Genomic DNA, 24,366 nt, shown 5'->3' with positions numbered 1-24,366 from the left:
ACCTACCTATACAAATTGCGTGAATCCATCGCTCTTATACAGTGGTATCCCCTTGTGCTTCGAGAATCATGCACCCGCCTCAAGAATAAGCGGAGGCAGGGTCCGATCGGCCCAATTCGGTTAATATGTCCCTTACGATGAGGTCCGCGGCGTTTGTTTTCTGCAGCGAGGCCATCCGCAGTTTGATTTCGTCAAAGCGTGATTCATCGGATACAAACCGTTCCATTTGGACAATCAATTCATTCATATGATTGGAGATGGACGTCACGCCTTTTTCCGAGAAATAAATGGCATTTTCCCTTTCCTGGCCGGCAAACGGTTTAAATATAAATACGGGAACCTGCAGGGCGAGCGATTCGGCCAGTGTAAGCCCTCCGGCTTTGGTTATGATGCAGCCAGAGTGCGCCATCAGCTCGTGGATATTTTCCACAAAGCCGAATATCCGCACATGAGGCCTGTCTGCAAACCGCTGCTTAAGGACCTGTTCAAGCCGCTGATTTCGGCCGCATACAACAGTGACCCGGATGCCCTGAATCGCCAAAAGTTTGCCGATCATTTCCGCGGTAGTCCGGGGCACGCTGTGCGAGCCCGCCAAGATCAGAACCCGATTTCTCGCAGCATCCGTGCGCAAATTTTCGTCAAACGTTTCCCGCAGAGGAATTCCCGTGACGGCGATTTTGTCCGGATGAACCCCGGACGAGATGAGGGCATTCATTAAATCGCCGGAGGCGACGTAATATTTATCGATTCCGGTATGTACCCAGCGGGAATGAAGCGTGAAATCCGTTATGATCGTGTAGACCGGAATTTGCAGTGCCCGGCCGACCGAAGGCGCCGCTCCGTAGGGAAACGTGCTGACGATCGCATCCGGCCTCTCGCGGGCAATGATTTGCGTCAATTTTTTTTTGCCCATCAGGTTGAGGCATGTGCTTAACGGATTTTGCTCGCTGGATTGGCTTGTTAAATAGTAGCTCCAGCCATAATAATTAAGGCCGAAGCGGGAAGCCTGAAAGCTCCATGAATATGTAATGGTCGACATTTTATTGATCAACGGGTGAGCTTCCTGCATTAAATCGATTGTCTGGACGTGCGTAATACCGCGCTTATGAAATCGCTGTTTCAAAGCATGGGCCGCTTTCAAATGCCCATCTCCGTAACTGGCCGTAAGTAGCAAGATTCGCGGATTTTCATTCAAAGCGAAGGCCTCCTCCTTTATTCTCCCTACTAGTATGGGACAAAAATGAGAAAAACATCGATTGCATCTATATAGAAGTATATCAAACCGGGATGAAAAGAGTATATATGGAAATCATCAAAAATGAGCGCTCATGATGATCCCAGCCTGCCGGAGGCCGTTCAACAGGCTAAAAAAGCCATTTTACAGCAGTTTGCGAATTTGAAAATTGTTTTCGAGCAGTATCCAATTTTGTGGAAAAGGATAACCCAGCACCCAATAGCTAATTCCTCTCAACCGGTATTCCTTGACCAGGTCGAACTTCGCTTGAGCGCTTCTTGCGTCCTCGAACCATACTTCATGCAGCCGCCGCCTCTCATCGGCATAACGGAAATACGGAGTTTGGGATTTGCGGTCATATTTGATCTCGGCTCTGTGCCGGATCGCGCGGCGCACCGCTTCCTGCATATCGAATGTTTCCGCCTGCTGTCCATGTACATGAGGAAGCAGCCAATCTCGCGCATATAGTTGGAAGCCCATCATAATTTTGTTTCTGGGAATTTCGGTAACGGCGTAATCCAGAACCCGTCTGATCTCCTGAATCGGCGATATGGCTTGGGGAGGACCGAAGCGGTATCCCCACTCATAGGTCATGAGTATGACGAAGTCGACACTTTCTCCGTGCGCGGCATAGTCGTGCGCTTCGTAGAGCAGGCCTTTTTGTTCCCTTCTCGATTTCGGAGCGAGTGCGGATGAGACGAAAAACCCGCGTTCATGCAAACGGCGTACGGCAAGCCGGAGAAATTGATTGTACGATTCGCGGTCGGCAGGATACACATTCTCAAAATCGACATTAAGGCCGCGGTACCCTTTTGCTTCCATGATCCGAATGATGTTCGTCAACAGCTTTTCCTGCGTGTCGGCGCTTGACAATATGTCATGTGCCAGCCTTGAACCTGTTTCTACGGCCGAAAAATTAGTAATCGACATAACCGGTACTACGCGGTTCGCATAGGCTTCGGCAATAAGTCTCTCATCGCGAACGGGCGACAAGGTCCCGTCCCTCTTCATGCGATAGGCAAAAGGAGTCAAGTAAGTCAAATGCTTGCCGTCCTCCCTGACCGCCTGCACGTCTCTCTCGCCAAATGCGTTCGTATAGGCGTTAACGTCGATCATCGGCTTCGGTTGCTCCGGAATTTTCAGAATTTGTCCCGGGTAAATGCGGGTCGTATCGGTAATCGAATTGATTCGGGCCAGAGCCTCGACGGTAACGCCGAAGCCGGCGGCAATCGAGCCGAGTGTGTCCCCTTGTCGTACTATATATTCGGGATACAGCCCGGGGATGACTAACGCCTGACCGACGGCCAGACGATTCGGGTCCTCGAGCCCATTGGCTTCGGCAATCCTCTTCGTATCAATCCCATAACGCCCGGAAATCAGCCACAAATTTTCTCCTCTTCGCACCACATGAATGAGCACGGCCTTCCCTCACTCTCGCCTAAAGCATTCTATATCCACATTATTCCGCCGGTGCCTTAGAGGTTCCAAACATAGTATCGGTCAAAATTCGTATTAACCGTCCATAATATGGTATACTACTTAAACTTCGTCCATTTTACATACAGCAGGTGAACCCGTTTCATGAAATCAAGCTCGAAAATTGCATTTGTACCGATTTTGGCCGTTTTGTGCTTCCTTTGCTTCGCGGTGATTGCTTCCATAATCAACGGAAGGCGAGTCGCGAATTTTGACAGCAGCGTTATAGGTTTTGTGCAAGGTTTGGAGTCACCGTGGCTCACTGTAATCATGAAATGCTTTACGCTGATCGGCTCGACCCAAAGCGTGGTCGTCATTTCGGTCTGCAGTCTGTTGTTTCTTTTTTTCATCCTGCGGCATCGCCTGGAGCTTATCCTGTTTCTCGCCGTTGTTGTCGGGACCCCAATAATCAACTCCATTCTCAAAAGCATATTTCGCCGTGAACGGCCCACCCTTCACAGACTGATCGAAGAGACGGGCTTCAGCTTCCCTAGCGGCCATTCCATGGCGGCTTTTGCTCTGTATGCCTCGATCGCTTTTCTGCTTTGGAGACACATTTCCACCCGCCTCGGAAGAACGGCCGTTATTCTGTTTTGCGTCTTTATGACGGTCATGATCGGCGTCAGCCGCATTTATTTGGGCGTACACTATCCGAGCGACGTCGTCGGCGCCTACTTTGCGAGCGCGTTTTGGTTCGCTTTATGCGTCTGGCTGTTTCAATGGTACATGGAGCATCGCGCTCCGCAAAAGATCGGTCATCAAAAAACCTCCAAGCCCACTTAATGTGGATTTGGAGGTTTTTGTTTTCATGAAAACCGGCGCTGGCGAAGCCTGCTTTTGATACAAAATATCCCGATTCCGATAAGCGCCAGCACGACGATCCCGACCGGGTGGTGCAAAAACGCGAAAAGCTGGTGCCAATGCTGTCCGACCTTTTGACCGACCAGCACCAGAATAAGAATCCAGCCTAACGCTCCGGCGTACGCAGTCCATAAAAACCGGGAAAACCGCATCCGGATAGCGCCGGCAATAAAAGGCGAAGCGTGTCTGAGACCTGCTACAAAGTAGCCGAACAGTACGAGCATGAAACCGTATTTGGTAAAGGAATCGGCCCATTTCTCCAATTTGCTTTCCGAAAGCCCGACCCATTTGGTGACGTAACCGATTCGTTTGAGCCCGACGCTTCGTCCGAGCGCGTAGTTTAAAGTCATTCCCGCGCTGGCTCCAAGCCAGGCGAAGAAGACGATCCAGACGATATGAAGATTTGTTTTGAGGGCGATGGTGCCTACCCCCAGCAGCAGTAGTTCTACGGGTAACGGCAAACCGACAATACCTACGAACAGCAGCGCGAATACGGCCGCGTACCCATAATGGGAAATAAATGTCATAAAAGAGTGACTCATCAGCAGCACCTGCCTTTACTTACATGATCGTAACACATCCGGCGGCAATTAACATGAGAGAACAATGAGAAAAAAGTCTGCTTTGCAAAATTAATGAAATTCTCATGAAACTATGGATCGAGATTGATATAGTAGTTGAGGCTGGATTTGACAAATGTATGGGAGGCAATTGAATTATGGGATTTTGGGAAACGATTTTATTTGCGATTATTCAAGGTATTACCGAGCTATTTCCCATCAGCAGCGTAGCTCACGGAGTGCTTACACCTTTTGTATTTCAATGGAATTTGGACGATCAATTTTTAAAAGAGCATTTTTTGCCTTATGTCGTGATGCTCCACTTGGGGACCGCCGCGGCCCTGCTCGTTTTCTTTCGCAAAGAGTGGTGGCAAGTTATCCGCTCGCTCTTTGACCGGACTGACGGCAAAGCGAAGCTGCTGCTGGGCAGACTCGTGATCGCGACGATCCCCGCGGCGATCATCGGCGTTGTTTTGGAAAAAGCGCTGCGCCATATGTTCAGCAATGTCGGCTCTACGGCATTTTTCCTTATCGTAAACGGCTTTCTCCTCTACATAGGGGAAAAATCGGCGCACCGCGGAACGAAGGAGATTGAGGAACTCAGTTGGAGGCAGGCGCTTATCGTCGGGCTGTTCCAGTCGCTTGCGCTCATTCCCGGATTTTCCCGCTCCGGCGCCAGCATGACGGCCGGGTTCTGGGTAGGGCTCAAGCACGAAGCTGCCGCGCGCTTCTCGATGCTGCTGGCCACTCCGATCATCATCGGCGCGGGAATTATCGAAGTGCCCAAGCTCGCCAAATCCGGCGTCGGAGGCCTTCTGCAAATGTCCCTGATCGGCGGGCTTTTTTCAGGTATTTTCGCCTACCTCAGCGTCTGGTTCCTGATGAAATGGTTTAAAAAGCATGAATTTCATGCGATGCGCCCTTTCGCTATTTATTGCTGGGTCGTCGGCGTCGTGATGCTGCTGTTGTACTTTTTGTAGTGCGGGCGGTGGTGAGCGCCTGGACGCGGCAGGTTTGCTGTCCCCGCTGTGAATAGCGGGGTTCCTGCGCGCGGTGTTGCGCTGCATGGCGGCGGTCGGCAGGACGAAGTCTGCTCCAGCCGAAGGCTCTGCAGCGCGCAGTTCCTCCGCGCAGTGTCGCGCTGCATGACGGCGGTCGGCAGGACGAAGTCTGCTCCAGCCGAAGGCTCTGCAGCTCGCAGCTCCAGCTCGCAGTGTCGCGCTGCATGGCGGCGGTCGGCCGGACGAAGTCTGCTCCAGCCGAAGGCTCTGCTCAGCGGCAGCAGCACGCCTGCCTGGTTACGCCAGGAAAACCTGCGTAGAACCCCCGCGTCAGAGGCGATAACCACACTTTGCTTGGCTGCACGAAGAAAACCTGCAAAAATACATGAATTTGCGTCCTTGACCACTGTCCACGAACAATTCCTGCAAAAGTGCAGGTTTTTCACCGAACTAATGGACCCAGATTCATTTTCAGCGAAAATTCCTGCACTTTTGCAGGCTTTTCGCCAAAACAAGCCCATTCCAGCGAAAAAACCTGTACTTTCGCAGGTTTTTTCCCTACCACGATGTCTCTCTTCCATTTTGTTCAGTTCCGCGATCTCAGAAGGAGAGGTGCGCGCCCGGAAAAAGCGGCTGTCCCTCTAATTTAGGGCCTCACTGTTTCCCGTAGCCCTATCGAGGGTAGCAACTTTCGTGGGCAGCCTGACTTTTGCAGGTTTTCTTCGCGCAACCAGATTGTGCGACCGGCTCTGGCTTGCGGGTTCCTGGATAGCCAGCACAATTTTCGCAGACTTTTCGGACTGCCTTACTTGGCCGCTTCATGAGCGGCTGCGTCCAAATTAGGCCCCCCTCTGGCTGCCCTAACAAAGTACAAAAGCAAAAGCCCACAAGTGTACGGCTCTTCCTCTGTTCCTTTCCTCCATATCCCTGCGGATTTGCATGCTTTCCTTCGCCAACATCTCTTGATGTAACATTCCATAGCCGTGGAGTTTCTTTTTTGCACTTGCTCTACTTGTCGCATTCACGATACAATGTGCAGATAAACACAGAAGCTGGAACAGCCACCCCGGGCGTGAAAGGAGATACAGCATGGAAACGGAAAAATGTACCGGCAATGCCCAACCGAAGTGGTTTGGATTAGCGGTTCAGGCACTAATCATTTTGTCCAGGGAACATACGCTCACGTGCCCGAGCGTCGAAATCGCGGGTTATTTGCAATCGGAGGCGACGCTGCTTAGGCGGGTTCTCGCCGTTCTGGCGCGCGAAGGATTTCTCGAAACGCGAGAGGGGCGCGACGGCGGCTATCGGCTGAAAAAGAACCCGGAATCGATTACGCTGGCTGAATTGTATCATGTTTTTCAGGCCGGCAACCCGCTATGCTGCGGGATGACGGATAAAACGGGAACGCATCCGTTGGGCATGCAAATGAGAGCGCTCCTCGGCGATATTTCGCAGGAAATGGACCGCAGCGTGCGCGAAGTGCTCGGCAGTTACACGATCGCCGATTTGGCGGAAAGGCTCGACAATTACGAATATGGAATTGACATCCGGCGATGAGGTCGCTATACTGTGAATTATCTGTAACAGTTTGGCAATATTTTTTTATATGATACTGTGGGATATTTCACACAGAATACAGGAGGAGAAAACCATGTCCGTTTCACAACCGTCTCAAGCGCTGGAACAGCAACTTTTTTTCGATGTAATTCAAGGCCGTCGATCCGTCCGGAGCTATGATCCCGATGTGAAGATTTCGCGCGAGGAATTGACCGAAATATTGCAGCAAGCGACGCTGGCTCCTTCAGGCGCCAACCTGCAGCCGTGGCGCTTTCTCGTCATCGATTCGCCGGAACTGAAGCAAAAGCTGCTTCCGATCGCGTTCAATCAGCAGCAAGTGGTCGAGGCTTCGGCCGTCATCGCTGTTCTCGGGGATTTGGAGAGCGTCAAATTGGCCGAGAAAATTTACGGCCAGGCGGTCGAAGCGGGTTACATGCCTGCGGATACGGCCAAATCGTTCGTCGAGCGCTATAACGCCATGTTCGCCAGCATGCCGCCTGAAGCTATTCGCCAAGGCGCTTTGATTGACGGCGGACTGGTATCGATGCAGCTCATGCTTGTCGCTCGCGCCAAAGGCTACGACACCGTCCCGATGGCCGGCTATGACAAAGCGAAGTTCGCGGAAGCTTTTGCCATTCCGGAACGTTACGCTTCCGTTATGCTTATCGCTCTCGGCAAAGCGGCGAAGCCCGGTCATCCAACGGTAAGGCTGCCAATCGAAGATGTAGCCTTCTTCAACGAAATGCCGAAGGCATAACAATCAACGCATCCCTACGCTGAAAAGCACCCCTAGTAATAGACTCTGGTTAAACACCCGGGTGTTTTCTAACCGATGACTATTATAGGGGTGTTTTTGCTGCGGGACTGTGATGCATCATGGCGATGACCGAACGATTCTTTTAAATCTTTCAGATGAAGCAATATTTGCTTTTGCACGATCATGTCCAAGCTGCTGACCGGTTCGTCCAGCACAATCAATTTCAGCTTAAGCTCGATCGCCCGCGCGATATTGACGCGATGCAGTTGGCCGCCGCTCATTTGCCTGGGCATCTACCGCATATCAACCGCTTGGAGGCCAACCGTCTCTTCGCTAAGAGACTCGATAATTATCGGAATTGACAGTCAGAAACGCGGACGCTATACTGTACTTATATATGTAACAGTTTGGCAATCTTTTTTTACACTATACTGTGTGAATTTACGCACAGAATACAGGAGGAGAAAACCATGTCCGTTTCACAACCGACTCAAGCGTTGGAGCAGCAACTTTTTTTCGATGTAATTCAAGGACGCCGATCCGTCCGGAGCTATGATCCCGATGTGAAAATTTCACGCGAGGAATTGACCGAAATATTGCAGCAATCGACGCTGGCTCCTTCATCCGCCAACTTGCAGCCATGGCGCTTTCTCGTCATCGATTCGCCGGAACTGAAGCAAAAGCTGCTTCCGATCGCGTTCAATCAGCAGCAAGTGGTCGAGGCTTCGGCCGTCATCGCCATTCTTGGGGATACGGAGAGCTTCAAATTGGCCGAGAAGATTTACGGTCAAGCGGTCGAAGCCGGTTACATGCCTGCGGATACGGCCAAATCGTTCCTCGAGCGCATTAACGAGGGGTATTCGAGCATGCCGCCCGAAACAATTCGCCAAGTCGTCTATCTCGACGGCGGGTTGATATCGATGCAGCTCATGCTTGTCGCCCGCGCCAAAGGCTACGACACCGTCCCGATGGCCGGCTATGATAAAGCCAAATTCGCGGAAACTTTCGCCATTCCGGAGCGTTACGTGTCCGTTATGCTTATCGCTCTCGGCAAAGCGGCGAAACCCGGCCATCCGACGGTAAGGCTGCCAATCGAAGATGTAGCCTTCTTCAACGAAATGCCGAAGGCGTAACACAAGCCGAAGACACATACGTCTTCGATATTCGATCGACAACCGGCAGACTCACGGGGCCACCGCCTTTTGCCCGCGATAAAGCAGGGTCAGCACGAGCGAAGCCGCCCCGATGCAGGCTGCTGTGCCCAGCATTGCCGGGTAGGAAAATTGGTCGGCGATCAGGCCCATCACAAAAGCTCCCGAAGAGGTTCCGAAATCGGCCGCGGCAATGAACCAACCGATTGAATAGCCGCGAACCTGCTCCGGAACGACAAAAGTAATGTAAGTCATGAGCGTCGGGTACAGCAAAGACAACGCCAGCCCGTTAAAAACCGCAGCGGCAAGCAGTACAGGCGTGGAAACCGATAGCGACAGCAGTGCCGGCGATAGCGTAAAGCAGCTGATGAGCGCAACGAGCAGCCATTTCGGAAACGATTCGGAGGAAGGAATGTATTTCCGTCCAAAAAAACGGATCACGATCAGTACCGCCGTTTCCGTCAGAAAATAGAGCGGAGCCGAGTGTATCCCCCTGCCCTCCAAATATAAAGGCAGGAATGTGGGCGCCACACTGAACACAATCGACGCCAGAAGCATGACGAGCGATGGAAACACAAGCGCCCTGTTCGCTCTCCTTTTACCGCTGCCGGCTTGGAGAGCGGCCTCTGCCTGCCGCTGTGATTCCACCTGCGGCCCCATTGTCCGGTACAGCCGGAAACCCATGATAATATTGACCAAGCCCATACAGGCGAACAACAGCAGCATGGACGTCATCGATACCTCATTTTTCATAAATAAAACCAATGCGGGCACGAATGTATAAGGCAGCATGGACGAAAGCGAAAGCAAAGAAAGCCCCTGTCCCCTCACTTTGTCGGACAAAAGGTCGATAATGAGCAGGTGAATCGTCATGGAAAAAAAAGCGAGTATCGCACCTTGTAGAGCTCTCATGACGGCAAACGCCCACAAGGTCTCGAACGTGTAGCTGCCCAGCACAATGGTATTCAGCACAAGCGCTGCCAAAAATATTTTTTTCGAGCCAAAACGATCGACAACAGCGCCCGCAACCGGACGTAAAAACATGGAGACGAACATATAGGCCCCCATAATGATGCCGATCTCCGAACGGCCCGCGCCAAGCGCCTGCGAAAAAAACGGCAGCGCAATGATCAGCATATGGTTTGTCGCATAAAACAGAAAGGCAACCGCATACAGCCACACGGCCCGGTTACTGAAGGGGTTTTCTTTGAATCCCGTTTGTTTCAATTCAGGTTGTTTCAATTCCGTTCGACTCCTATTCGCTGCTGGTAACTGCCGACAATCTGGAATTCCAAAGCATTTTCGTATATTCGTTGGCAGGATTCGACAAAATTTGCTCCACAGCCGCTCTCCCCTGCGGAATCCCCGATTGTCATATGTAAATTTCGATAATGATTATCATAATCATCGAAATCGATTCTATAACAAAACGTGTCCATATTACAAGAGTTTTCTGTTTTCGATAACAAAACGCAAAAAAGAGCACCCTGGAAGCAAAATTTTCCGCTTCGGCGGCGCCCTCTTTTGACTGTTCTACGAAAACAGGCTGAGAAATCCCTGGCCTCGTGCTCTCTCCTCTTAGTTTGCCTCTACTTCATTCCTTACGGCAGCTTCCATATGCCTTGAATGGCGGACACGTCTGCCGTGGCGCCCATGTACGGAAGCCGGTACATGTCTTCGAGCGTACGCAGTACGTTCAAATGCGTAATTCGCTGATCGTATTTCGCGTTCTTGATCATCGGGCCGACCATAATCGTCGGAATATGATTATCTTTGGAGGAATCGTCTTCATCCCAGGTGAGAATGAGCATGCTGTTGTTGGTTTTGGCCCATTGCACATAGCCGTCGAGATGCTTTTTCAACCAATCGTCCGCTGCCTGGATCGTGCCGTCATGCATGTCATGATCCAAGTTCGGGATGACGAACGAGACGGTCGGCAGCTTGCTGTAATCGGCGGGAAAGCTTTCAAGCGGCATGTTGGCCTCTTTGGGCACGTTCGTAAAGTTCACCCAAGGGCTGTGTTTTCGCCCGTACTGCTTGTGCGTGCATGCCGTTGAACCGACGGAAGGCAGATCTTCCGAGTAGCCTCCGAATGTGTAATTGGCCTGAAGCAGCTCGCTGGCGAGGTTAGGCGTCTTGAAGGTATGGCCGCAAGAATCGTCCTTAACCCCCTGATTGGAGCCGGAAAAGAGAACCAAATAATTCGGCTGGCTCGGATGTGCGACAGCATAAGATTGGGTGAAAAAAGCCCCCTGCTCGGCCAACGAGTTGATATAAGGCGCGGACGTATTCCCCAGCAGCTTTTCATAGGAGTGGTTCTCTTCGACCACGATCACAACGTGGTCCGGCTTAGCCGCGGCCGCACCTTGGGCCGGTGGAGCCGTGGGCTGCGCAGGCTGAGCAGATGCCGTGGGCTGCGCCGGTTTGACCGGCTGCGGCGTGTTCGCCGGAGCAGCCGTCGCCGTTTGCTCCGGCGCCGTAGCGGCAGGCGCGGATTGCCCGCCCTTTCCGGCTCCGGCGGGGGAACAGCCGGCGAGCAGCAGGATGACCGACAGCAGCCAACAAATAGCTTTCATCTCAATCGGGCCTCCGTTCTTGATTTACATTTTGGAAGAATGGGAAGGTTGATCGTTCGCTCCCAGGAAAGGGAAGCATTTTCGATAAAGCTTTAAAATGAACTGTACCACAGGCTCGAGAAGGCGTTCCGCGCGAATCACGGCGAATGCCGCCAACAGGGCTATGACAGCGCCGCCGGCAATGTCCGCGGGGTAATGGACGCCGACAAATATCCGGCCCAAGCCGATCACAACCGCCAACGCCAGCAGGCCGATGCCCCACTTCCGGTTGGTGCGCCATATGGCAAAAGCAAGTGAAAACGAGGCCAGCGCATGATCGCTCGGAAACGAAGAATCGGCCGCATGCGGGATTAACGAATGCACCGCGGCATCAGCCATAAAAGGGCGCGGATGTGAATATACGGTGCCGATGATTTGCCCGAACAATAAGGCCAGCATTGCCGTAAACAAAGCAAAAATCGTCGATTTTTGATTCCCTTTCAACCAATATACAATTAGCAGCGCGGCCACAAGCCAATGCGCATTTTGCGAAAATACGGCCGCAAACGTATCGAGCGCGGGAAATCGCCCCGTCAGCCCGTAAATCATTTTAAAAATCACGTCGTTCATGATGGTTCCCTGCTTTCTTTATAAAACGTAATGGTGATCGCCGTGCCTTCATTTTCGACACTGGAAATGAGAATTTGGCCCTGGTACAAATCAACCAGCTTTTGCGCAATCGACAGTCCGAGCCCGGTCCCTCCCTGTTCGCGGCTTCTCGCTTTATCCACCCGGTAAAACCGGTCGAATACGCGGGGCAGTTCGTCTTGCGGTATGCCGATGCCATGATCTTTGACGCTGAGATGTACGGCGCTTTTGCTTACGGTTCCTTGAACAAGCACCGATTTGACATCGGCGGAATATTTGACCGCATTGTCGAGCAGTATGAGCAAAATTTGCTCTACATGCAGCGCCGCGACAGGCAATCTCACATCTGCGAGCTCCTCCGCTTCAACTTTAAAAGCAAAATCCGGATATAAAGCCGCAAAACTGTTAACCGTATGAAGAACGACCGGCTGCAGCAGGGCAGTTTCCGGTTGAACCGCCAATCTGTTCGTTTCCGCTTTCGTTAAAGCCAGCAATTCCTGAACGATCCCTTTTAAACGGCGGACTTCCTGAAGCGACGCTTGCAAAGATTCGTCCAAAATCGCGGGGTCCTGCTTGCCCCATCTGTTTAGAAGCGACAAATGGCCTTCCAGAATCGTAACCGGTGTCCGTAATTCGTGCGATGCGTCCTCGACAAACTGCTTTTGTTGATTAAAGGATTGTTCCAACTCACTCATTAATTCGTTGAACATTTGCGCCAGCTTGGAGAACTCGTCCCCGTTCCCGGAGTGATTCACCCGTTCGTGCAGACCTTTTTTCTTGACGTTTCTAATGGCCGCCGCCAACGCCGCGACAGGCCGCATGAATTGTCCGGCTAGCATAAAACCGCCGATTCCGCTTATGAGAAATGCCAATAACCCGCCGATCACCATAACCCAGACCAAACCTTTGTTAAAATGATCGAAAGTTTCAAGATGATTGGAAATTTCTATCGTTCCTTGAAAATGGCTTGTCAGCAGCGGCTTTCGATATACCAGCACGTGATCGTCGTTGATTTTCAACTCCAGCCTTTCCGGGACGGCCGCGCTTTGGGGAACAATCCAGTCCGGACTGAACTTGTCCGTTAACGATATGACCGGATTCGCATTGCGGTCGAGGATCCGGATCATCTGATTGTTTTCCAGCAAATTTTCAATAAAAGGAGCCGCATCCTTTACGGTTGCATCGTTCAATTCCGCTTTTCTTTCTTCAAAATAACTGTCCAGCTGCGACATGGATTGCTGCATAAAGCCTTTTTCCTGAGCGAGCATCCAGTTATTCAATACAAGGTACTGGGCAAAGTTATAGCTGCCGAATAACAAAAAGATGAGCAGAGTCGACCACAAGCTCAGCTTCCATTTGACCGGCAACCGGGAGAGCCGCTGCCGGATCCGCTGAATGACAGAAGGGTGTCCGAAAATGTTCATCGCATTACGTATCCCAGGCCGCGGACGGATTGTATGAAGCTATCCGCTTTATTTTCATCGAGCTTGTTCCTTAAATATCTGACGTACACGTCAACGACATTCGTTTCTACCATCGTGTCATGTCCCCATACTTTGTCGAGCAGCATGTCCCGCGTCAGCACCAGATTCGGGTGCCGCAGGAACATGACCAGCAAATCGAATTCCCTTTTCGTCAGCTCGACCGGCTGCTGCGCTTTGCTAACCGTTCTGGCATCCAGATCGACGCAAATGTCGCGAAACGACAACATGGAATGCAGGCCGCTTTCCCCTGCCTCCGCTCTGCGCCATACGGCCCGCATCCTTGCGAGCAGCTCTTCGATCGCGAACGGTTTGGGCACGTAATCGTCGGCCCCGCTGTCCAAGCCGGATACTCTGTCGACTACGGTGTCTCTGGCCGTCAGCATGATGATCGGCGTTCGTTTGACTGCGCGGATGCGCCGGCACACTTCGATTCCGCTCAGTCTGGGAAGCATAATATCAAGCAAAATCAAGTCCCACTCCTCTTGCAGCGCCAGCTCCAACCCGCTCTGCCCGTCATAAGCGGCCTGGACATGGAACGATTCATGCTGCAGTTCGAGCTCGATGAACCGAACCAAATTTTTTTCGTCTTCAATCAGCAAAATCCGTTTCATTACAGTCTCCTTTGATCTCCGCCCTCATCACTATAATGCAAATAGATGAAAATATGATGAGAAACCGGCTCTGATATTTTGATGAACGGCCGATCGTTTTATGCAAAAAAACCCCAAGCGGCCTGGGGCGTTCATGTTATAATCTGTATACTGCAACCATAAATCGCATAAAGGTGGTCTAATTATCGATGGCTTTCGGAATTACAAAAGAAGAGCTGCGGCGCTGGAAAGAAGCCGTGAGCCGCGGAGAAATCGCCTATCTTACCCACTATTGGCTGGACGACCGGTTTGCCGGCATTCGCACGGTTACGAAGGTCGGCTGCTCCGATCTGGACCGTTTGGCCAGGTGGTGCTCAGCCTACGATTTAGACCCCCGCTACATTCACAACAGGCCTCCTTACCCCCATTTCGACCTGATAGGTCCGAGGCAAAAGGAAATTTTGCAGCTGGAGAACAAGTGGGATCACATCGCAAGATTCAAATTGTGATTCCCCTCCCGGCTTTTCCGCCGCAGCTACGCTTTGTTTTCAAACCAGCCGTGTACAAAATTCAGCGCTTCCTCCTCATCCTTGCCTTTGGTCAGAAGACGAACCGTCGTACCCGATTTAATAGGCAGCAGCAGCATGCCCAGCAAGCTCTTGACATCGACCGTATGCTCGGTGTTGTCCGTTTGAAAAGTAAGCGTTATATCTGAAGCAAAATGGTTGGATATCGTCGATATTTCGGTCAGGTCATTGCGCTCCATGTCCGAATGGATCATAAATTCATGTACTCTCATTGTCTGCAACCCGCGCCTTCTCATAAAAATTTGTTTCCAATATATTCGATTATACGGAATTAATCTTGTACTTCAAGCATTGTCTTCCGGGAAATATTTTGCTACAATAAACAGAACATACATTCGTATTCCTTGGAAGGAGAGGCCGTTTTGAACAGACGCCGCGTCCAATATGAATCCGTTTCATGCAAAACCGTGCTGAATGAAGTGAAAGCTCCTTCCATGCCCTTTGACTGGTCGATCAATCCTTACCGCGGCTGCCAGCATGGGTGCAGCTTTTGCTATGCGCGTTCCACGCATGCTTTTTTGGGCAAAGAAACCGACGATACGTTTCAAAACCATATCTTTTTGAAGTCCAACGCTGCGGAGGCGCTTGACAAACAATTGGCCCGGCTGGCCCGACAAAACGGCGGAGCCGGCAGCCTTATCGCGATCGGCACAGCGACAGATCCGTACCAGCAAATCGAAGGCAAAGCGATGCTGACGCGGGCTTGTCTGGAAGTGCTGGCGAAGTACGATTTTCCGGTAAGCATTACGACCCGCTCCCCCTTGATTCTCAGGGATCTCGATTTACTGAAATCCGTGCCGATCGTTTCCGTTAATATCAGTTTGAACACATTGGATCATGCCATATGGAAAAACATGGAGCCCTCGACCCCTTCGCCCGCCAAACGGCTGGAAACCGTCCGGCAGTTAGTTGAAGCGGGAATTCCCGCGGGCATCTTCATGGCCCCTATTCTTCCTTTGCTGACAGACCGTGCAAGTGACATCGAAGCGCTGATCCGCAGCGCGGCATTGCATCAAGCGAAGTTTGTCATGCCCTCGTATTTGCGGCTCAGCACTTCCGAAGTCAAAGTGTGGTTTTTTCAAACGTTGCAGAACCGCTATTTCGATTTGGTGCCGCAATACGGCAAGCTTTACAGCGAGTCCTCCTCTCTTCCGAAATCGTACAAGGAGCCGAACATGCAGCTCGTTCAAGCTTTATTGCACAAGTACGGTTTAAGCAATCAAGAACCCCGTTATTCTGCAGCTGCAGCTATCCCTCCCCGCAACAATGGCGGGCAGCCTCCGGTTCCCGAGCAGCTCTCCTTTTCTTTTGCGGATTAGGCCGGGCAACATACATAAAAACAGGCTCCGAAGAGAATTATGACAGTAGGTGAACAAACAAGACTGCATCCAACAAGAGGAGTGAGGCTAAATTGCCGCTTAAACGAATGTGCGTCTTTCTGACGGCGCTGCTCATTTTTTTCGGACAGGCCGCAACCATTCATGCGGATGGTACGTACCATTTCGGTTTTAAGAAAAGCAAAAACGGTTCCATGCCTTCCATCGATGAAGAAGGATTTAAACCGCTTTTACAAAAATATGGAGCTGTTTTTACCGGGGATACTTCGAAAAAAGAGCTTTTTCTGACTTTCGATAACGGCTACGAAAATGGGAATACTCCGAGAATTCTCAATGTTTTGAAAGAAAAACAAGTGCCCGCCATTTTCTTTGTTACAGGCCATTTTATTGAAACCCAGACCGAGCTGCTGAAGCGAATGGTCGACGAAGGGCATATCGTCGGAAATCATTCCTGGGGGCACCCCGATATGAGCCAAATTTCCGCAGCCCAAATCGAGAAAGAACTGACTAAAGTGCAAACGGAAGTACAGGCACGGACCGGCCAAAAAGAGATGAAATATTTGCGGGCGCCAAGAGGCATTTTTAACGAACGGTCCCTTGCGGAAAGCAAAAAGCTGGGGTATATTAACGTGTTTTGGTCGATCGCCTACAAAGATTGGGACACCCGCAATCAAAAAGGCTGGCGGTTCGCTTACGACAGCGTCATGTCGCAGCTGCATCCCGGTTCCGTCATTCTGCTCCATTCCGTCTCCAAAGATAACGCCGAGGCGCTTGCCAAAATTATTGACGACGCCCGCCAGCAAGGCTATGAATTCAAAAGCATGGATCAAATGAGCATCCATTTCCCGTAAATTGATCACCCACCGCGACCGTATTGACGATGCAAAACAGCGCTTTTGCATCGTCAATACGGCTTTTTGCTGTCGCTTGATATACTGAGTCTGCATCTGCCTATTCCTTTGTTTTGTGCGACTTATAACATCACAAAATTGCAGATAATTTTTTCATTTAACCCTACGTTAGACTGTCAAGCGCTGATTTTGAGCCAAATAAACTTTAGAAATCAAGAACAAACCAATAACTCCTGTAAGAAAAATATAAAATGCAATATAGTTAGGAGTTAAGACCGCACTAATTATTAAAGTTGATTTTGATAGCAAATTGCCAATTTTATTGGAAAATCCAGCTACTGCTGAATAGGACCCTCTTTTATCTTTAGGAATAATTCTAATCCTTTCTGCGTTGTAAGCAGGGGCATATATCAATTCTCCAATCGTTGCAATTACCATTGAAGATATCAATACATAGACATTAGTTGATAAAATCATGATTGAATACCCTGAAATATATAACAAAACACCAATAATTATTGAGTGGTATGGACTCATATTTCGCGAAATTCGTGAAAATATAAAAGTCATACTAATAACGATACAAGTATTCAACACCATTAGAATAGAAAATAATCTTGCCCCATCAATTGAAAAACCGTAGAATACTACTGTTTTAAAATCCTCTTTTAGTCTAACAATTATGTAAGAAGACATGGATAGCTCGGCCATGATAATAAATGCCAACCCTAACACTAAATTTACATATGCTTTATCCTTATATACTTCTTTATAACTGATCAGCGTATTTTTTAAAAATGATTCATGGTTTTTATGAATTGTATTAATCTTTATATCCTTTAAAAAAAATTTAATAACAATGCTATTTACTAATAATACAACCGTAGCTACTATAAACAATTCTAATTTATAATAATTATATAATGCCCCTCCTATTGTAATCCCTAAGGCCATTGACAAATTATTAATCCAATATTGGATTATAGAATATTCCTTTCGTGTGTCTTCAGTGATAGATTCTATAGTGATAGCGTCTTGAGCCGGTTTCATAATACCATAGATTAGTTGACTACATATGTACAAAAGAGAGAATAAAGTAATTAACCTCTGTTCAGCATAGATACAAATAGTCATGGTTAAAAATATAACTACGTTTACATAAGAATTAATTAAAATGATTCTTCTTTTTGATAAGACGTCACTTATATGACCACCGATCAGGGATGCTAGAAAGTTAACTATTACTCCAATAAGCAAGTAAATGCCAGCAGATATAACCCCTATATAAGCAGACAAATATAAGGACATAAACGGAATTATACTAAACATAATAGAATTTTGTAAAAAACTTGTTAAAAGCCGAATTTTTAAGTTATGATTTAAATTTGCACAAATCAAAATAAGCCTCCTAACATCCTTTTGAAATATAGTAAAATATAACTAAAAAAGAGGTTCAAAAAGCGCACTTTTGTATTGTGCGCTTTCTTCCTGTTCATTGCGAGTGCTCAAGACATTCAAACTTGATGTTATTTTCTATATAAGAAATTGTGTCAATCAATTCTTCATCGCTTTCCCATGTGAAATAAATTTGACATATACTATCGAAAGGATCGAAGGATCGACGTTTATTTTTTGAACCTATTGGTTTGAATGTAATATTAATTATATTGTTAGGTAAAGTATTCATCCCTTGTACGTTTTTAATTGTGTATTCTTTGAATCTAGGAACTGGAATTAAAGATAATGTAAAATTACTTCGATTTTTCAGACAAATTTTTGGTATATTTTCATTTAAATCTAGAAGATAAGCATGTTTATGTAAATCAAATTCATAAGCATATTTATATAGATTCACAATATTGCCACCTGGTGATCTACCAGCTACTTCTAAGAAAATGAATTTATTTTCATAATAAATGACTTCCAAATGAAAAACTGTATCTTGTATATCAAGTTTTTCAAAGCACTTTATAGTGAATTCTTTGGCTCTATTTATTAACTCATTGTCTGAAACTACTGCAGTGGATAAAACATTATAATTGTGTACATAATCATATGCTGTCCCTATCTTTTTACAAACCATAAAATTTATTACTTCGCCATTTTTTATAATACCATCGAAGTGCATAATAGAGCCGCTAATATATTGTTCAATACAGATCTCAACACCTTCTTCCAAAAGTTGGTTTATGTGGTCGATTGCTTCTTGATACTCTGAAACAATATTTACTCCATGGCTTCCAGCTTGATTTGAAGGTTTAATGACAATCTTCTTATATTTATTTATGAATAGCTCAGCTATTGTTTGATAATTCTCTTTTGTGATTTCTGCAAAATCTGCAAGCGGGACAGAATTTTTCAATCGTTCTTTCATTTTTACTTTATCTCGCAGAAAAATAGCGTTAGCACTAGCCAAACCTTTATTTATATTTAGAATACCTCTTAATCTTGAAGCGATCACGACTGTTGCTTCATTTGTTGATATAATAGCTTCTACTTTTCCAAATTGTTTAATTATTTCTTTCGCAATCTCGAGAATACTATCGAATTTATTTTCAAAACAAGAGACATCAAAAGCATCATTTGTATTTATCTCATAAAATTTAATAGAATTTTTTAATTCATTTGATAGCTGTAAGATGTCAAAATTGGAAGTGATTAAATAGTAATTATACTCATTATAATCCAGATATTCTTTGACTTTATGAATATTACCCAAAATTAATATATTCTTTTTGTTCATTTTTAAATTTTCCCTTGTTTTGCTATTTTAACACTATCAACTAAATAAAACGGACAGTTCTCATTGTTTATAATTTCATCAAAAGCCATCCAAATCAATTCAGAAAGCTCATCTTTATCTTTAACCACAGCATCTCCTGATAACCACTCACATGAAAATACTATATTGATTACGTTTATTCCTGATTCTGTGACAAAAGAAGTATTATTAACATATTTAAAATTACTTACTTCCAATCCTGTCTCTTCCATTATCTCTCGCTTTAAATTATTTTCTAAAATATCTTTAGAATTCCCTCCCTGTTCTACCGTACCACCAATTAAAGAGAGTTTGCCTCCAGCATGTTCTTCATTCATACTTCTTCTACCTATCAATACTGTATTGTCTTTAATAATTAGTCCTTCTACATTAACAGCAAACATAATAATCCCTCTTTTCTCTAGATATCGTATCCATAAGCTAACTTAAAAAGTTGACGGAAATGATTGTAAGAAAATATATTATGGACTTTATTGTCTTTAGAATAATATATTTCGGGTAATTTAAAAGCCCAAAGTTCACTATACACTGAGGTATATGCTCCACAGTTCAACACAATTATTTTATTTTCAATTAATTCGCTCGGCAATTCAACACCTTTACATAAATGAGTGGGAGCGCATGTAGCATCGCCTATATTATAGCGTTCCCAAGGTTGATCCTTATCATCTAGTTTATATGGGATTGTATAATATTCAATATTAGGCACTGGTATTAGAATATTAGAGCCTATATCAGTTATTTTCCAATTCGTACCACCATTCTTTTTTTCACTTATAATGGATGCTAATATTACTGCCGCATCCGCCATAATATATCTCCCTGGCTCTAAAATGAGTTCATAATCATAGGGTAGGCTTTTCAATTTTCCGTATGCAATTGTCGCTAAATCATTAATATCAATTTTATTATTTTCCATAAGAAATCTAGTTTCAACCCCCCCTCCAAGATTAATATACTGGAAAGAGTAATCGAACTCTCTATGAACATGTTCTAAGAAAGACTCTATACTAGATAAATAATCTGAATATAAACTGTGGTCTTTTAAGTGACTCATTAAATGAAATTGAATACCGATTATGTCTAGATTACTATTTGTTTCTTTAAACTGCTTTAAAATTTCCATTGCAGTTATAACATCCATACCTAACTTCGAGCTAGGTTTAATCATAACTTCGTCGTGAAAAAAACTCCCAATGTCAGGCAGGACTCTAAGACCTATAGAAATTTTTTTTCCCAAATCTATCGAAAGGGAATTGATTCTTTCAAGATCATATACATTATCAATAAAAATTAACTTACTGTTCTCTAATTCTTTTAATAATTCTTCTTTTGATTTTCCTAAGCCGTTACAAATTATTTGGTTGCTTTTAAATCCATTTTGGAGAGCGATCTGTAATTCGATATTACTCATAACCTCAACACAACATCCAACGCTTAAAAGTGTTTCGATACACATAGGTATATAATTACATTTCATAGCAAAATGGATGCTAACATTTTGAAAATATTTATTAAACGCGTTATAGATTGAGTGATAATTATCTTTTATTCTTTGGTCAAAATAAATCATGGACATAGAGTTATTATGTCCTAATATTTCGTGAATTTTTTTACCATAAAGAGTGATTTCGTTCTCATCATCATATTTTGCGTAATCAAGTGTAGTATGTATATTGAGAATTCGTTTTTTATTAAAGTCCATCGATCCCCCGACATTTCGTTATAATATTTTCACTATCTTTAACAATTCGTTTTCAATATTCGACTCTATGTCCTCAAAAATGCTATCAATATAATTTAATTCGAACGGTAAAACTACGTGGTTTCCTATAGAATACTCACATAATATATTGCTCTCATCTTGTTTAAAAATACTAATCTTTTCATTGCAGTGTGGACAAGTAAAACTAGACATATTTTCAACTAAAGATGTAATTGGTATATTAAGTTGCCTAATCATATTTAAACTTCTTCTTACATCAGCTTTAGACATAGCTTGAGGAGTTGTCACCATAATAACCCCATCAATTTTAGATTCCTGTATTAAATTTATTAATACATCACCTGTTCCAGGGGGAGTATCGATTATTAAATAATCAAGATTTCCCCACGCTACATCATTTAATAATTGCTTAATAATACCTTTTAGTATAACCCCCTTCCATATAAAAGCTTTATTTTTCTCTACAAACATCCCCATAGACACAATTTTTAGGCCATTATTATGATAGGGTACCATTTTCCCATCTTTCACAAGAGGCGGATTACTAATACTAAAAATGTTTGTAATACTAGGTCCGTGAATATCTAAATCTAATAATCCAACTGCATATCTTTGTTTATTTAATACAAAAGCTAATCTAGAGGCAATTGTGGACTTTCCTACTCCACCTTTTCCACTATTCACAACATATATTTTTTTTATACTATTTATTTTACTCAATTGTAGAGCTCCTCAATTAAAACGTTATTTTCATACTGAATAAATAATTTAATTTTATCAATTAACAATTGATTTAATATGAAATCCTTTCTAATTAACCCTAAAGTGACCAATTCTAAAAATACAATTTTAAGCAAACCAGGAAGAAAATATTTCTCTAATTCAGATAAATCAGAGAGATAAGTGTATGCTTTAAAAAACTCTTTAGCATATAGGAAATTATCGCTGCTGTATAAATTTTCTGTAAAGTTAGTACTGTCATTTTTATAGCAAATTACTCCGAATGAAAGAATAGCTTCAGATAAATCACGTATTCTAGGCCCACAATCAATATTATCAAAATCCAATATCCCCAATACTTCATCATTTGATGGATGAAATACTAAGTTCCATTTATTGAAATCACCATGTAGAATTACATCTTTCAAAGTATGAAAACCATTACTTGAAAGGTCATTATTAATTCTATCAATAAATTCTAATAAATATGTTTTAAAATCTGAATACTCACCAAAATCTATGATGTTAATTTGATCCTCAATAATTTTGAAATAATCAGTTTTATTATTCCCTACAGGAATTTCTGAGTTTATTTTTGCTAATGAGAAAGCAGCATTTCTAGCTTCTTCAATTCTCCCAGTAAAACGCTTTCCATTTAAATACTCAAAAACAACAAACTTTTTATTATTCACGTTAATATGGTAGTTTCTTTCTTTGTTTTCAATGATTTTTGCCATGGGGACATTTTTATTATATAAGTTTAATTGATTATTAATAGAAAACTGCAAATCATCCTCACTATCGCAATACCAAGGAATTTGCTTCAGGAAATACTTTCCATTTGTTGTTGTGAATATCATTTTTTTAGAGGTTTCAGATCTCACTTCTAGTAAGTTTGCATACTCTCCATCTAATATAATTGGTTGAACTGCAATAAATTCTCCGATATCGTAGTATTGCTCCACAATTTTTATCAACGAATCATCAAAATCATAAAAATCAATATTGAGTATTTTTTCTTGAAATTTCATTATATTCTATTACTTCCTCTACGTAACTTTTATTTTTAGTTCATTAGTGGTATCCTCTTCAATAACTATAGATGATAGAAATAACTCATTAAATTCATTAAGTTTTGCATTTATTTCATTCATTGAATTTCCTTCGACTGCTATGGCTACTACGCATTCTATACTTATACTAGGATTATTTGCATTATCCCCTTCATGTAAATAATAATCTTTAAAAAACACCCCTTCCGGATAACCTATATCTTTCAACTTCTTAATTCTCCCTACTTTTGGTGGAGGAATTAATATCCAACCGGCAAGTTTATTATTTTGATCTTTAACATTGACAGGTAGATTACATTGGCTCTTTATCCATTCTTCAAGTAAATTTACGCCTGTTACTTTTTCAAAACAATCATTAATTCTTCCTCCACCAACTCGAGAGGCAATTTCACAAAAAACTATCTCATCATCATTTGTATAAAAAAGTTCTAAATGGTAGACGATTGCTTGCTCACTTGAAGAAAGATTATCTAAGATTTTTAATGCCACATCATTCAAACGGCTAAAAAGAGGATGAGAATAATTCAACATAACCGAGCCCAAAAATTTATTTTCTTGATATGCTAAGCAGCCATTGATGTACACGGATGGCCTACTAATTAACAATTCTCCATGTTGATAGATACCATCAACATGGTACATGTCACCTTCAATAAATTTTTCTATCATCATATCTTTATCTAGACCATTTTCTAGTACTTTATATAACCTTTCTTCCGAATCAACAATATATGTATTTAACGAACCTGCTCCTAAAATTGGTTTTATAACAACAGGATAGTCATGCTTATCTATAAATTTTTGGACATCCATAAAACTTTCTATTTTTTTGAATTCCGGTGTCTTTACTACTGATTTCAAATTTTTCTTCATTTTAATTTTATTTCTGAATAATTCTGCCTCCTTGAACTTTTGTCCATATAGATTATACTCGCTTCTCAGTTCACTTAAGGGTAATAAATCTCTTTCAGAAGTCGAAACTAAATATATATTTTCTCCATACTTTTGTTTTTCTTTTATTTTCTTCTGAAGAAAATGAAAGGAAGAAAATTTAAAGTCGCTGAATGTAATTTGTTTATCAAAGTCACTGTATTCTTTACCATGCTTTTCTCTATTAATGAGTATAATGTCTTCATTATTTAACCATTTTTTGTAATCTGTCATTTTTCTTTCTATTCTATTAAATATCCATATCTCCATTTCTATACTCCTTACGGGTTTATTATAATATCATTAAATTTAGGCATTAACTGGAAATCCCCGTGTCTTCATGTTTTAAAATCTACAAAATAGACCTTCCTAATTCTTTTACACTTCTCATCTTCACTCCACCTTCTTCTTACCTGCATAGATACATTAATATCGACTGGCATTATTTAGAATATACAATAATTCATGTTTTTTCAAAAATCAAGA

24 protein-coding genes and 1 pseudogene are annotated in these 24,366 nt (G+C 44.4%); 8 read left to right on the top strand and 17 right to left on the bottom strand.

The genetic code is table 11. The features are described 5' to 3' along the window. Positions 1 to 79 precede the first annotated feature (79 nt). Both AC0LWT_RS08310 and AC0LWT_RS08305 read right to left on the bottom strand, forming a co-directional pair. Positions 80 to 1,195: an MGDG synthase family glycosyltransferase gene (locus tag AC0LWT_RS08310; protein WP_474680768.1), complete on the bottom strand. Its 1,116-nt coding sequence runs from the start codon at positions 1,193 to 1,195 to the stop codon at positions 80 to 82. Positions 1,196 to 1,378: 183 nt separating this feature from the next. Further along, positions 1,379 to 2,653 carry a glycoside hydrolase family 18 protein gene (locus AC0LWT_RS08305; protein ID WP_474680767.1) on the bottom strand — a complete coding sequence of 425 codons (1,275 nt, stop codon included), beginning with the start codon at positions 2,651 to 2,653 and terminating at the stop codon, positions 1,379 to 1,381. Positions 2,654 to 2,815: 162 nt separating this feature from the next. Here AC0LWT_RS08305 and AC0LWT_RS08300 point away from each other — a divergent pair, with 162 nt between their 5' ends. Beyond that, positions 2,816 to 3,493 carry a phosphatase PAP2 family protein gene (locus AC0LWT_RS08300; protein ID WP_474680766.1) on the top strand — a complete coding sequence of 226 codons (678 nt, stop codon included), beginning with the start codon at positions 2,816 to 2,818 and terminating at the stop codon, positions 3,491 to 3,493. 23 nt (positions 3,494 to 3,516) lie between these two features. Here AC0LWT_RS08300 and AC0LWT_RS08295 read toward each other — a convergent pair whose 3' ends face one another. Next, positions 3,517 to 4,098, bottom strand: a complete 582-nt coding sequence (locus tag AC0LWT_RS08295) for a DedA family protein (protein WP_474680765.1) — start codon at positions 4,096 to 4,098, stop codon at positions 3,517 to 3,519. Between the two features lie 191 nt (positions 4,099 to 4,289). Between AC0LWT_RS08295 and AC0LWT_RS08290 the strand changes: the two genes are divergently transcribed. The 3 genes from AC0LWT_RS08290 to AC0LWT_RS08280 all read left to right on the top strand — a co-directional run bounded on the left by AC0LWT_RS08290 (position 4,290) and on the right by AC0LWT_RS08280 (position 7,446). After that, entirely contained in the window at positions 4,290 to 5,111 is an 822-nt protein-coding gene (locus AC0LWT_RS08290; protein ID WP_474680764.1) for an undecaprenyl-diphosphate phosphatase, read from the top strand. Positions 5,112 to 6,221: 1,110 nt separating this feature from the next. Next, positions 6,222 to 6,689, top strand: a complete 468-nt coding sequence (locus AC0LWT_RS08285) for an Rrf2 family transcriptional regulator (protein ID WP_474680763.1) — start codon at positions 6,222 to 6,224, stop codon at positions 6,687 to 6,689. A 94-nt stretch (positions 6,690 to 6,783) separates the two neighbouring features. Further along, entirely contained in the window at positions 6,784 to 7,446 is a 663-nt protein-coding gene (locus AC0LWT_RS08280; RefSeq protein WP_474680762.1) for a nitroreductase family protein, read from the top strand. A gap of 128 nt (positions 7,447 to 7,574) precedes the next feature. On the opposite strand, the pseudogene AC0LWT_RS08275 reads toward AC0LWT_RS08280, so the two are convergent. Beyond that, positions 7,575 to 7,736 (bottom strand): annotated as a pseudogene (locus AC0LWT_RS08275) (ATP-binding cassette domain-containing protein); the annotation flags it as partial. Positions 7,737 to 7,916: 180 nt separating this feature from the next. Here AC0LWT_RS08275 and AC0LWT_RS08270 point away from each other — a divergent pair. Further along, the gene (locus AC0LWT_RS08270) at positions 7,917 to 8,579 is read left to right on the top strand and encodes a nitroreductase family protein (RefSeq protein ID WP_474680761.1); all 663 of its coding nucleotides are present in this window, start codon (positions 7,917 to 7,919) and stop codon (positions 8,577 to 8,579) included. Between the two features lie 51 nt (positions 8,580 to 8,630). Here the strand turns inward: AC0LWT_RS08270 and cntE are convergent, their stop codons facing one another. The 5 genes from cntE to AC0LWT_RS08245 form a co-directional block, all read right to left on the bottom strand. Continuing rightward, positions 8,631 to 9,839, bottom strand: coding sequence for a staphylopine family metallophore export MFS transporter CntE (gene cntE / locus AC0LWT_RS08265; RefSeq protein ID WP_474680760.1), 1,209 nt, complete (start codon positions 9,837 to 9,839; stop codon positions 8,631 to 8,633). Between the two features lie 359 nt (positions 9,840 to 10,198). Next, on the bottom strand, positions 10,199 to 11,173 hold the full coding sequence (locus AC0LWT_RS08260; RefSeq protein WP_474680759.1) for an alkaline phosphatase family protein: 975 nt from the start codon (positions 11,171 to 11,173) through the stop codon (positions 10,199 to 10,201). A gap of 24 nt (positions 11,174 to 11,197) precedes the next feature. Beyond that, positions 11,198 to 11,782, bottom strand: a complete 585-nt coding sequence (locus AC0LWT_RS08255) for an undecaprenyl-diphosphatase (protein ID WP_474680758.1) — start codon at positions 11,780 to 11,782, stop codon at positions 11,198 to 11,200. After that, positions 11,779 to 13,224 carry a HAMP domain-containing sensor histidine kinase gene (locus AC0LWT_RS08250; RefSeq protein WP_474680757.1) on the bottom strand — a complete coding sequence of 482 codons (1,446 nt, stop codon included), beginning with the start codon at positions 13,222 to 13,224 and terminating at the stop codon, positions 11,779 to 11,781. The genes AC0LWT_RS08255 and AC0LWT_RS08250 overlap by 4 nt, the downstream gene beginning before the upstream one ends. Continuing rightward, positions 13,221 to 13,895, bottom strand: a complete 675-nt coding sequence (locus AC0LWT_RS08245; protein ID WP_474680756.1) for a response regulator transcription factor — start codon at positions 13,893 to 13,895, stop codon at positions 13,221 to 13,223. The genes AC0LWT_RS08250 and AC0LWT_RS08245 overlap by 4 nt, the downstream gene beginning before the upstream one ends. Positions 13,896 to 14,083: 188 nt before the next feature. Between AC0LWT_RS08245 and AC0LWT_RS08240 the strand changes: the two genes are divergently transcribed. Continuing rightward, on the top strand, positions 14,084 to 14,383 hold the full coding sequence (locus tag AC0LWT_RS08240; protein ID WP_474680755.1) for a hypothetical protein: 300 nt from the start codon (positions 14,084 to 14,086) through the stop codon (positions 14,381 to 14,383). Positions 14,384 to 14,409: 26 nt separating this feature from the next. On the opposite strand, the gene AC0LWT_RS08235 is transcribed toward AC0LWT_RS08240, so the two are convergent. Further along, entirely contained in the window at positions 14,410 to 14,673 is a 264-nt protein-coding gene (locus AC0LWT_RS08235; RefSeq protein WP_474680754.1) for an HPr family phosphocarrier protein, read from the bottom strand. 150 nt (positions 14,674 to 14,823) lie between these two features. Here AC0LWT_RS08235 and AC0LWT_RS08230 point away from each other — a divergent pair, with 150 nt between their 5' ends. Continuing rightward, complete coding sequence (locus AC0LWT_RS08230) at positions 14,824 to 15,780, top strand: SPL family radical SAM protein (RefSeq protein WP_474680753.1); 957 nt, start codon at positions 14,824 to 14,826, stop codon at positions 15,778 to 15,780. 107 nt (positions 15,781 to 15,887) lie between these two features. Further along, the gene (pdaA, locus tag AC0LWT_RS08225) at positions 15,888 to 16,649 is read left to right on the top strand and encodes a delta-lactam-biosynthetic de-N-acetylase (protein ID WP_474681036.1); all 762 of its coding nucleotides are present in this window, start codon (positions 15,888 to 15,890) and stop codon (positions 16,647 to 16,649) included. A 168-nt stretch (positions 16,650 to 16,817) separates the two neighbouring features. Here pdaA and AC0LWT_RS08220 read toward each other — a convergent pair whose 3' ends face one another. From AC0LWT_RS08220 to AC0LWT_RS08190, 7 genes are all read right to left on the bottom strand, one after another. Next, on the bottom strand, positions 16,818 to 18,047 hold the full coding sequence (locus AC0LWT_RS08220; protein ID WP_474680752.1) for an MFS transporter: 1,230 nt from the start codon (positions 18,045 to 18,047) through the stop codon (positions 16,818 to 16,820). Between the two features lie 94 nt (positions 18,048 to 18,141). Then, positions 18,142 to 19,392: an ATP-grasp domain-containing protein gene (locus tag AC0LWT_RS08215; protein ID WP_474680751.1), complete on the bottom strand. Its 1,251-nt coding sequence runs from the start codon at positions 19,390 to 19,392 to the stop codon at positions 18,142 to 18,144. Between the two features lie 2 nt (positions 19,393 to 19,394). Then, the gene (locus AC0LWT_RS08210) at positions 19,395 to 19,814 is read right to left on the bottom strand and encodes an NUDIX domain-containing protein (protein WP_474680750.1); all 420 of its coding nucleotides are present in this window, start codon (positions 19,812 to 19,814) and stop codon (positions 19,395 to 19,397) included. Positions 19,815 to 19,831: 17 nt separating this feature from the next. Continuing rightward, positions 19,832 to 21,136, bottom strand: a complete 1,305-nt coding sequence (locus tag AC0LWT_RS08205) for a type III PLP-dependent enzyme domain-containing protein (protein ID WP_474680749.1) — start codon at positions 21,134 to 21,136, stop codon at positions 19,832 to 19,834. Positions 21,137 to 21,154: 18 nt separating this feature from the next. Beyond that, positions 21,155 to 21,877, bottom strand: coding sequence for a P-loop NTPase (locus AC0LWT_RS08200; protein ID WP_474680748.1), 723 nt, complete (start codon positions 21,875 to 21,877; stop codon positions 21,155 to 21,157). Further along, positions 21,874 to 22,908, bottom strand: a complete 1,035-nt coding sequence (locus tag AC0LWT_RS08195) for a phosphotransferase (RefSeq protein ID WP_474680747.1) — start codon at positions 22,906 to 22,908, stop codon at positions 21,874 to 21,876. The genes AC0LWT_RS08200 and AC0LWT_RS08195 overlap by 4 nt, the downstream gene beginning before the upstream one ends. 18 nt (positions 22,909 to 22,926) lie before the next feature. Beyond that, positions 22,927 to 24,150, bottom strand: coding sequence for an ATP-grasp domain-containing protein (locus AC0LWT_RS08190; protein WP_474680746.1), 1,224 nt, complete (start codon positions 24,148 to 24,150; stop codon positions 22,927 to 22,929). Positions 24,151 to 24,366: the final 216 nt, after the last annotated feature.

This window comes from Paenibacillus sp. sgz302164, assembly GCF_056120505.1.
Note: the sequence above shows the minus strand (reverse complement) of the source record. Positions and strands in the feature narration are given on the sequence as shown.

What these genes read in the sequence shown, in the direction of transcription:
- AC0LWT_RS08300 (WP_474680766.1), top strand. Translation starts at nt 2,816, where the DNA reads ATGAAATCAAGCTCGAAAATTGCATTTGTACCGATTTTGGCCGTTTTG.
- AC0LWT_RS08295 (WP_474680765.1), bottom strand. Translation starts at nt 4,098, where the DNA reads ATGACATTTATTTCCCATTATGGGTACGCGGCCGTATTCGCGCTGCTG.
- AC0LWT_RS08290 (WP_474680764.1), top strand. Translation starts at nt 4,290, where the DNA reads ATGGGATTTTGGGAAACGATTTTATTTGCGATTATTCAAGGTATTACC.
- AC0LWT_RS08285 (WP_474680763.1), top strand. Translation starts at nt 6,222, where the DNA reads ATGGAAACGGAAAAATGTACCGGCAATGCCCAACCGAAGTGGTTTGGA.
- AC0LWT_RS08280 (WP_474680762.1), top strand. Translation starts at nt 6,784, where the DNA reads ATGTCCGTTTCACAACCGTCTCAAGCGCTGGAACAGCAACTTTTTTTC.
- AC0LWT_RS08270 (WP_474680761.1), top strand. Translation starts at nt 7,917, where the DNA reads ATGTCCGTTTCACAACCGACTCAAGCGTTGGAGCAGCAACTTTTTTTC.
- AC0LWT_RS08260 (WP_474680759.1), bottom strand. Translation starts at nt 11,173, where the DNA reads ATGAAAGCTATTTGTTGGCTGCTGTCGGTCATCCTGCTGCTCGCCGGC.
- AC0LWT_RS08255 (WP_474680758.1), bottom strand. Translation starts at nt 11,782, where the DNA reads ATGAACGACGTGATTTTTAAAATGATTTACGGGCTGACGGGGCGATTT.
- AC0LWT_RS08250 (WP_474680757.1), bottom strand. Translation starts at nt 13,224, where the DNA reads ATGAACATTTTCGGACACCCTTCTGTCATTCAGCGGATCCGGCAGCGG.
- AC0LWT_RS08245 (WP_474680756.1), bottom strand. Translation starts at nt 13,895, where the DNA reads ATGAAACGGATTTTGCTGATTGAAGACGAAAAAAATTTGGTTCGGTTC.
- AC0LWT_RS08240 (WP_474680755.1), top strand. Translation starts at nt 14,084, where the DNA reads ATGGCTTTCGGAATTACAAAAGAAGAGCTGCGGCGCTGGAAAGAAGCC.
- AC0LWT_RS08235 (WP_474680754.1), bottom strand. Translation starts at nt 14,673, where the DNA reads ATGAGAGTACATGAATTTATGATCCATTCGGACATGGAGCGCAATGAC.
- pdaA (WP_474681036.1), top strand. Translation starts at nt 15,888, where the DNA reads ATGTGCGTCTTTCTGACGGCGCTGCTCATTTTTTTCGGACAGGCCGCA.
- AC0LWT_RS08215 (WP_474680751.1), bottom strand. Translation starts at nt 19,392, where the DNA reads ATGAACAAAAAGAATATATTAATTTTGGGTAATATTCATAAAGTCAAA.
- AC0LWT_RS08210 (WP_474680750.1), bottom strand. Translation starts at nt 19,814, where the DNA reads ATGTTTGCTGTTAATGTAGAAGGACTAATTATTAAAGACAATACAGTA.
- AC0LWT_RS08205 (WP_474680749.1), bottom strand. Translation starts at nt 21,136, where the DNA reads ATGGACTTTAATAAAAAACGAATTCTCAATATACATACTACACTTGAT.
- AC0LWT_RS08195 (WP_474680747.1), bottom strand. Translation starts at nt 22,908, where the DNA reads ATGAAATTTCAAGAAAAAATACTCAATATTGATTTTTATGATTTTGAT.
- AC0LWT_RS08190 (WP_474680746.1), bottom strand. Translation starts at nt 24,150, where the DNA reads ATGGAGATATGGATATTTAATAGAATAGAAAGAAAAATGACAGATTAC.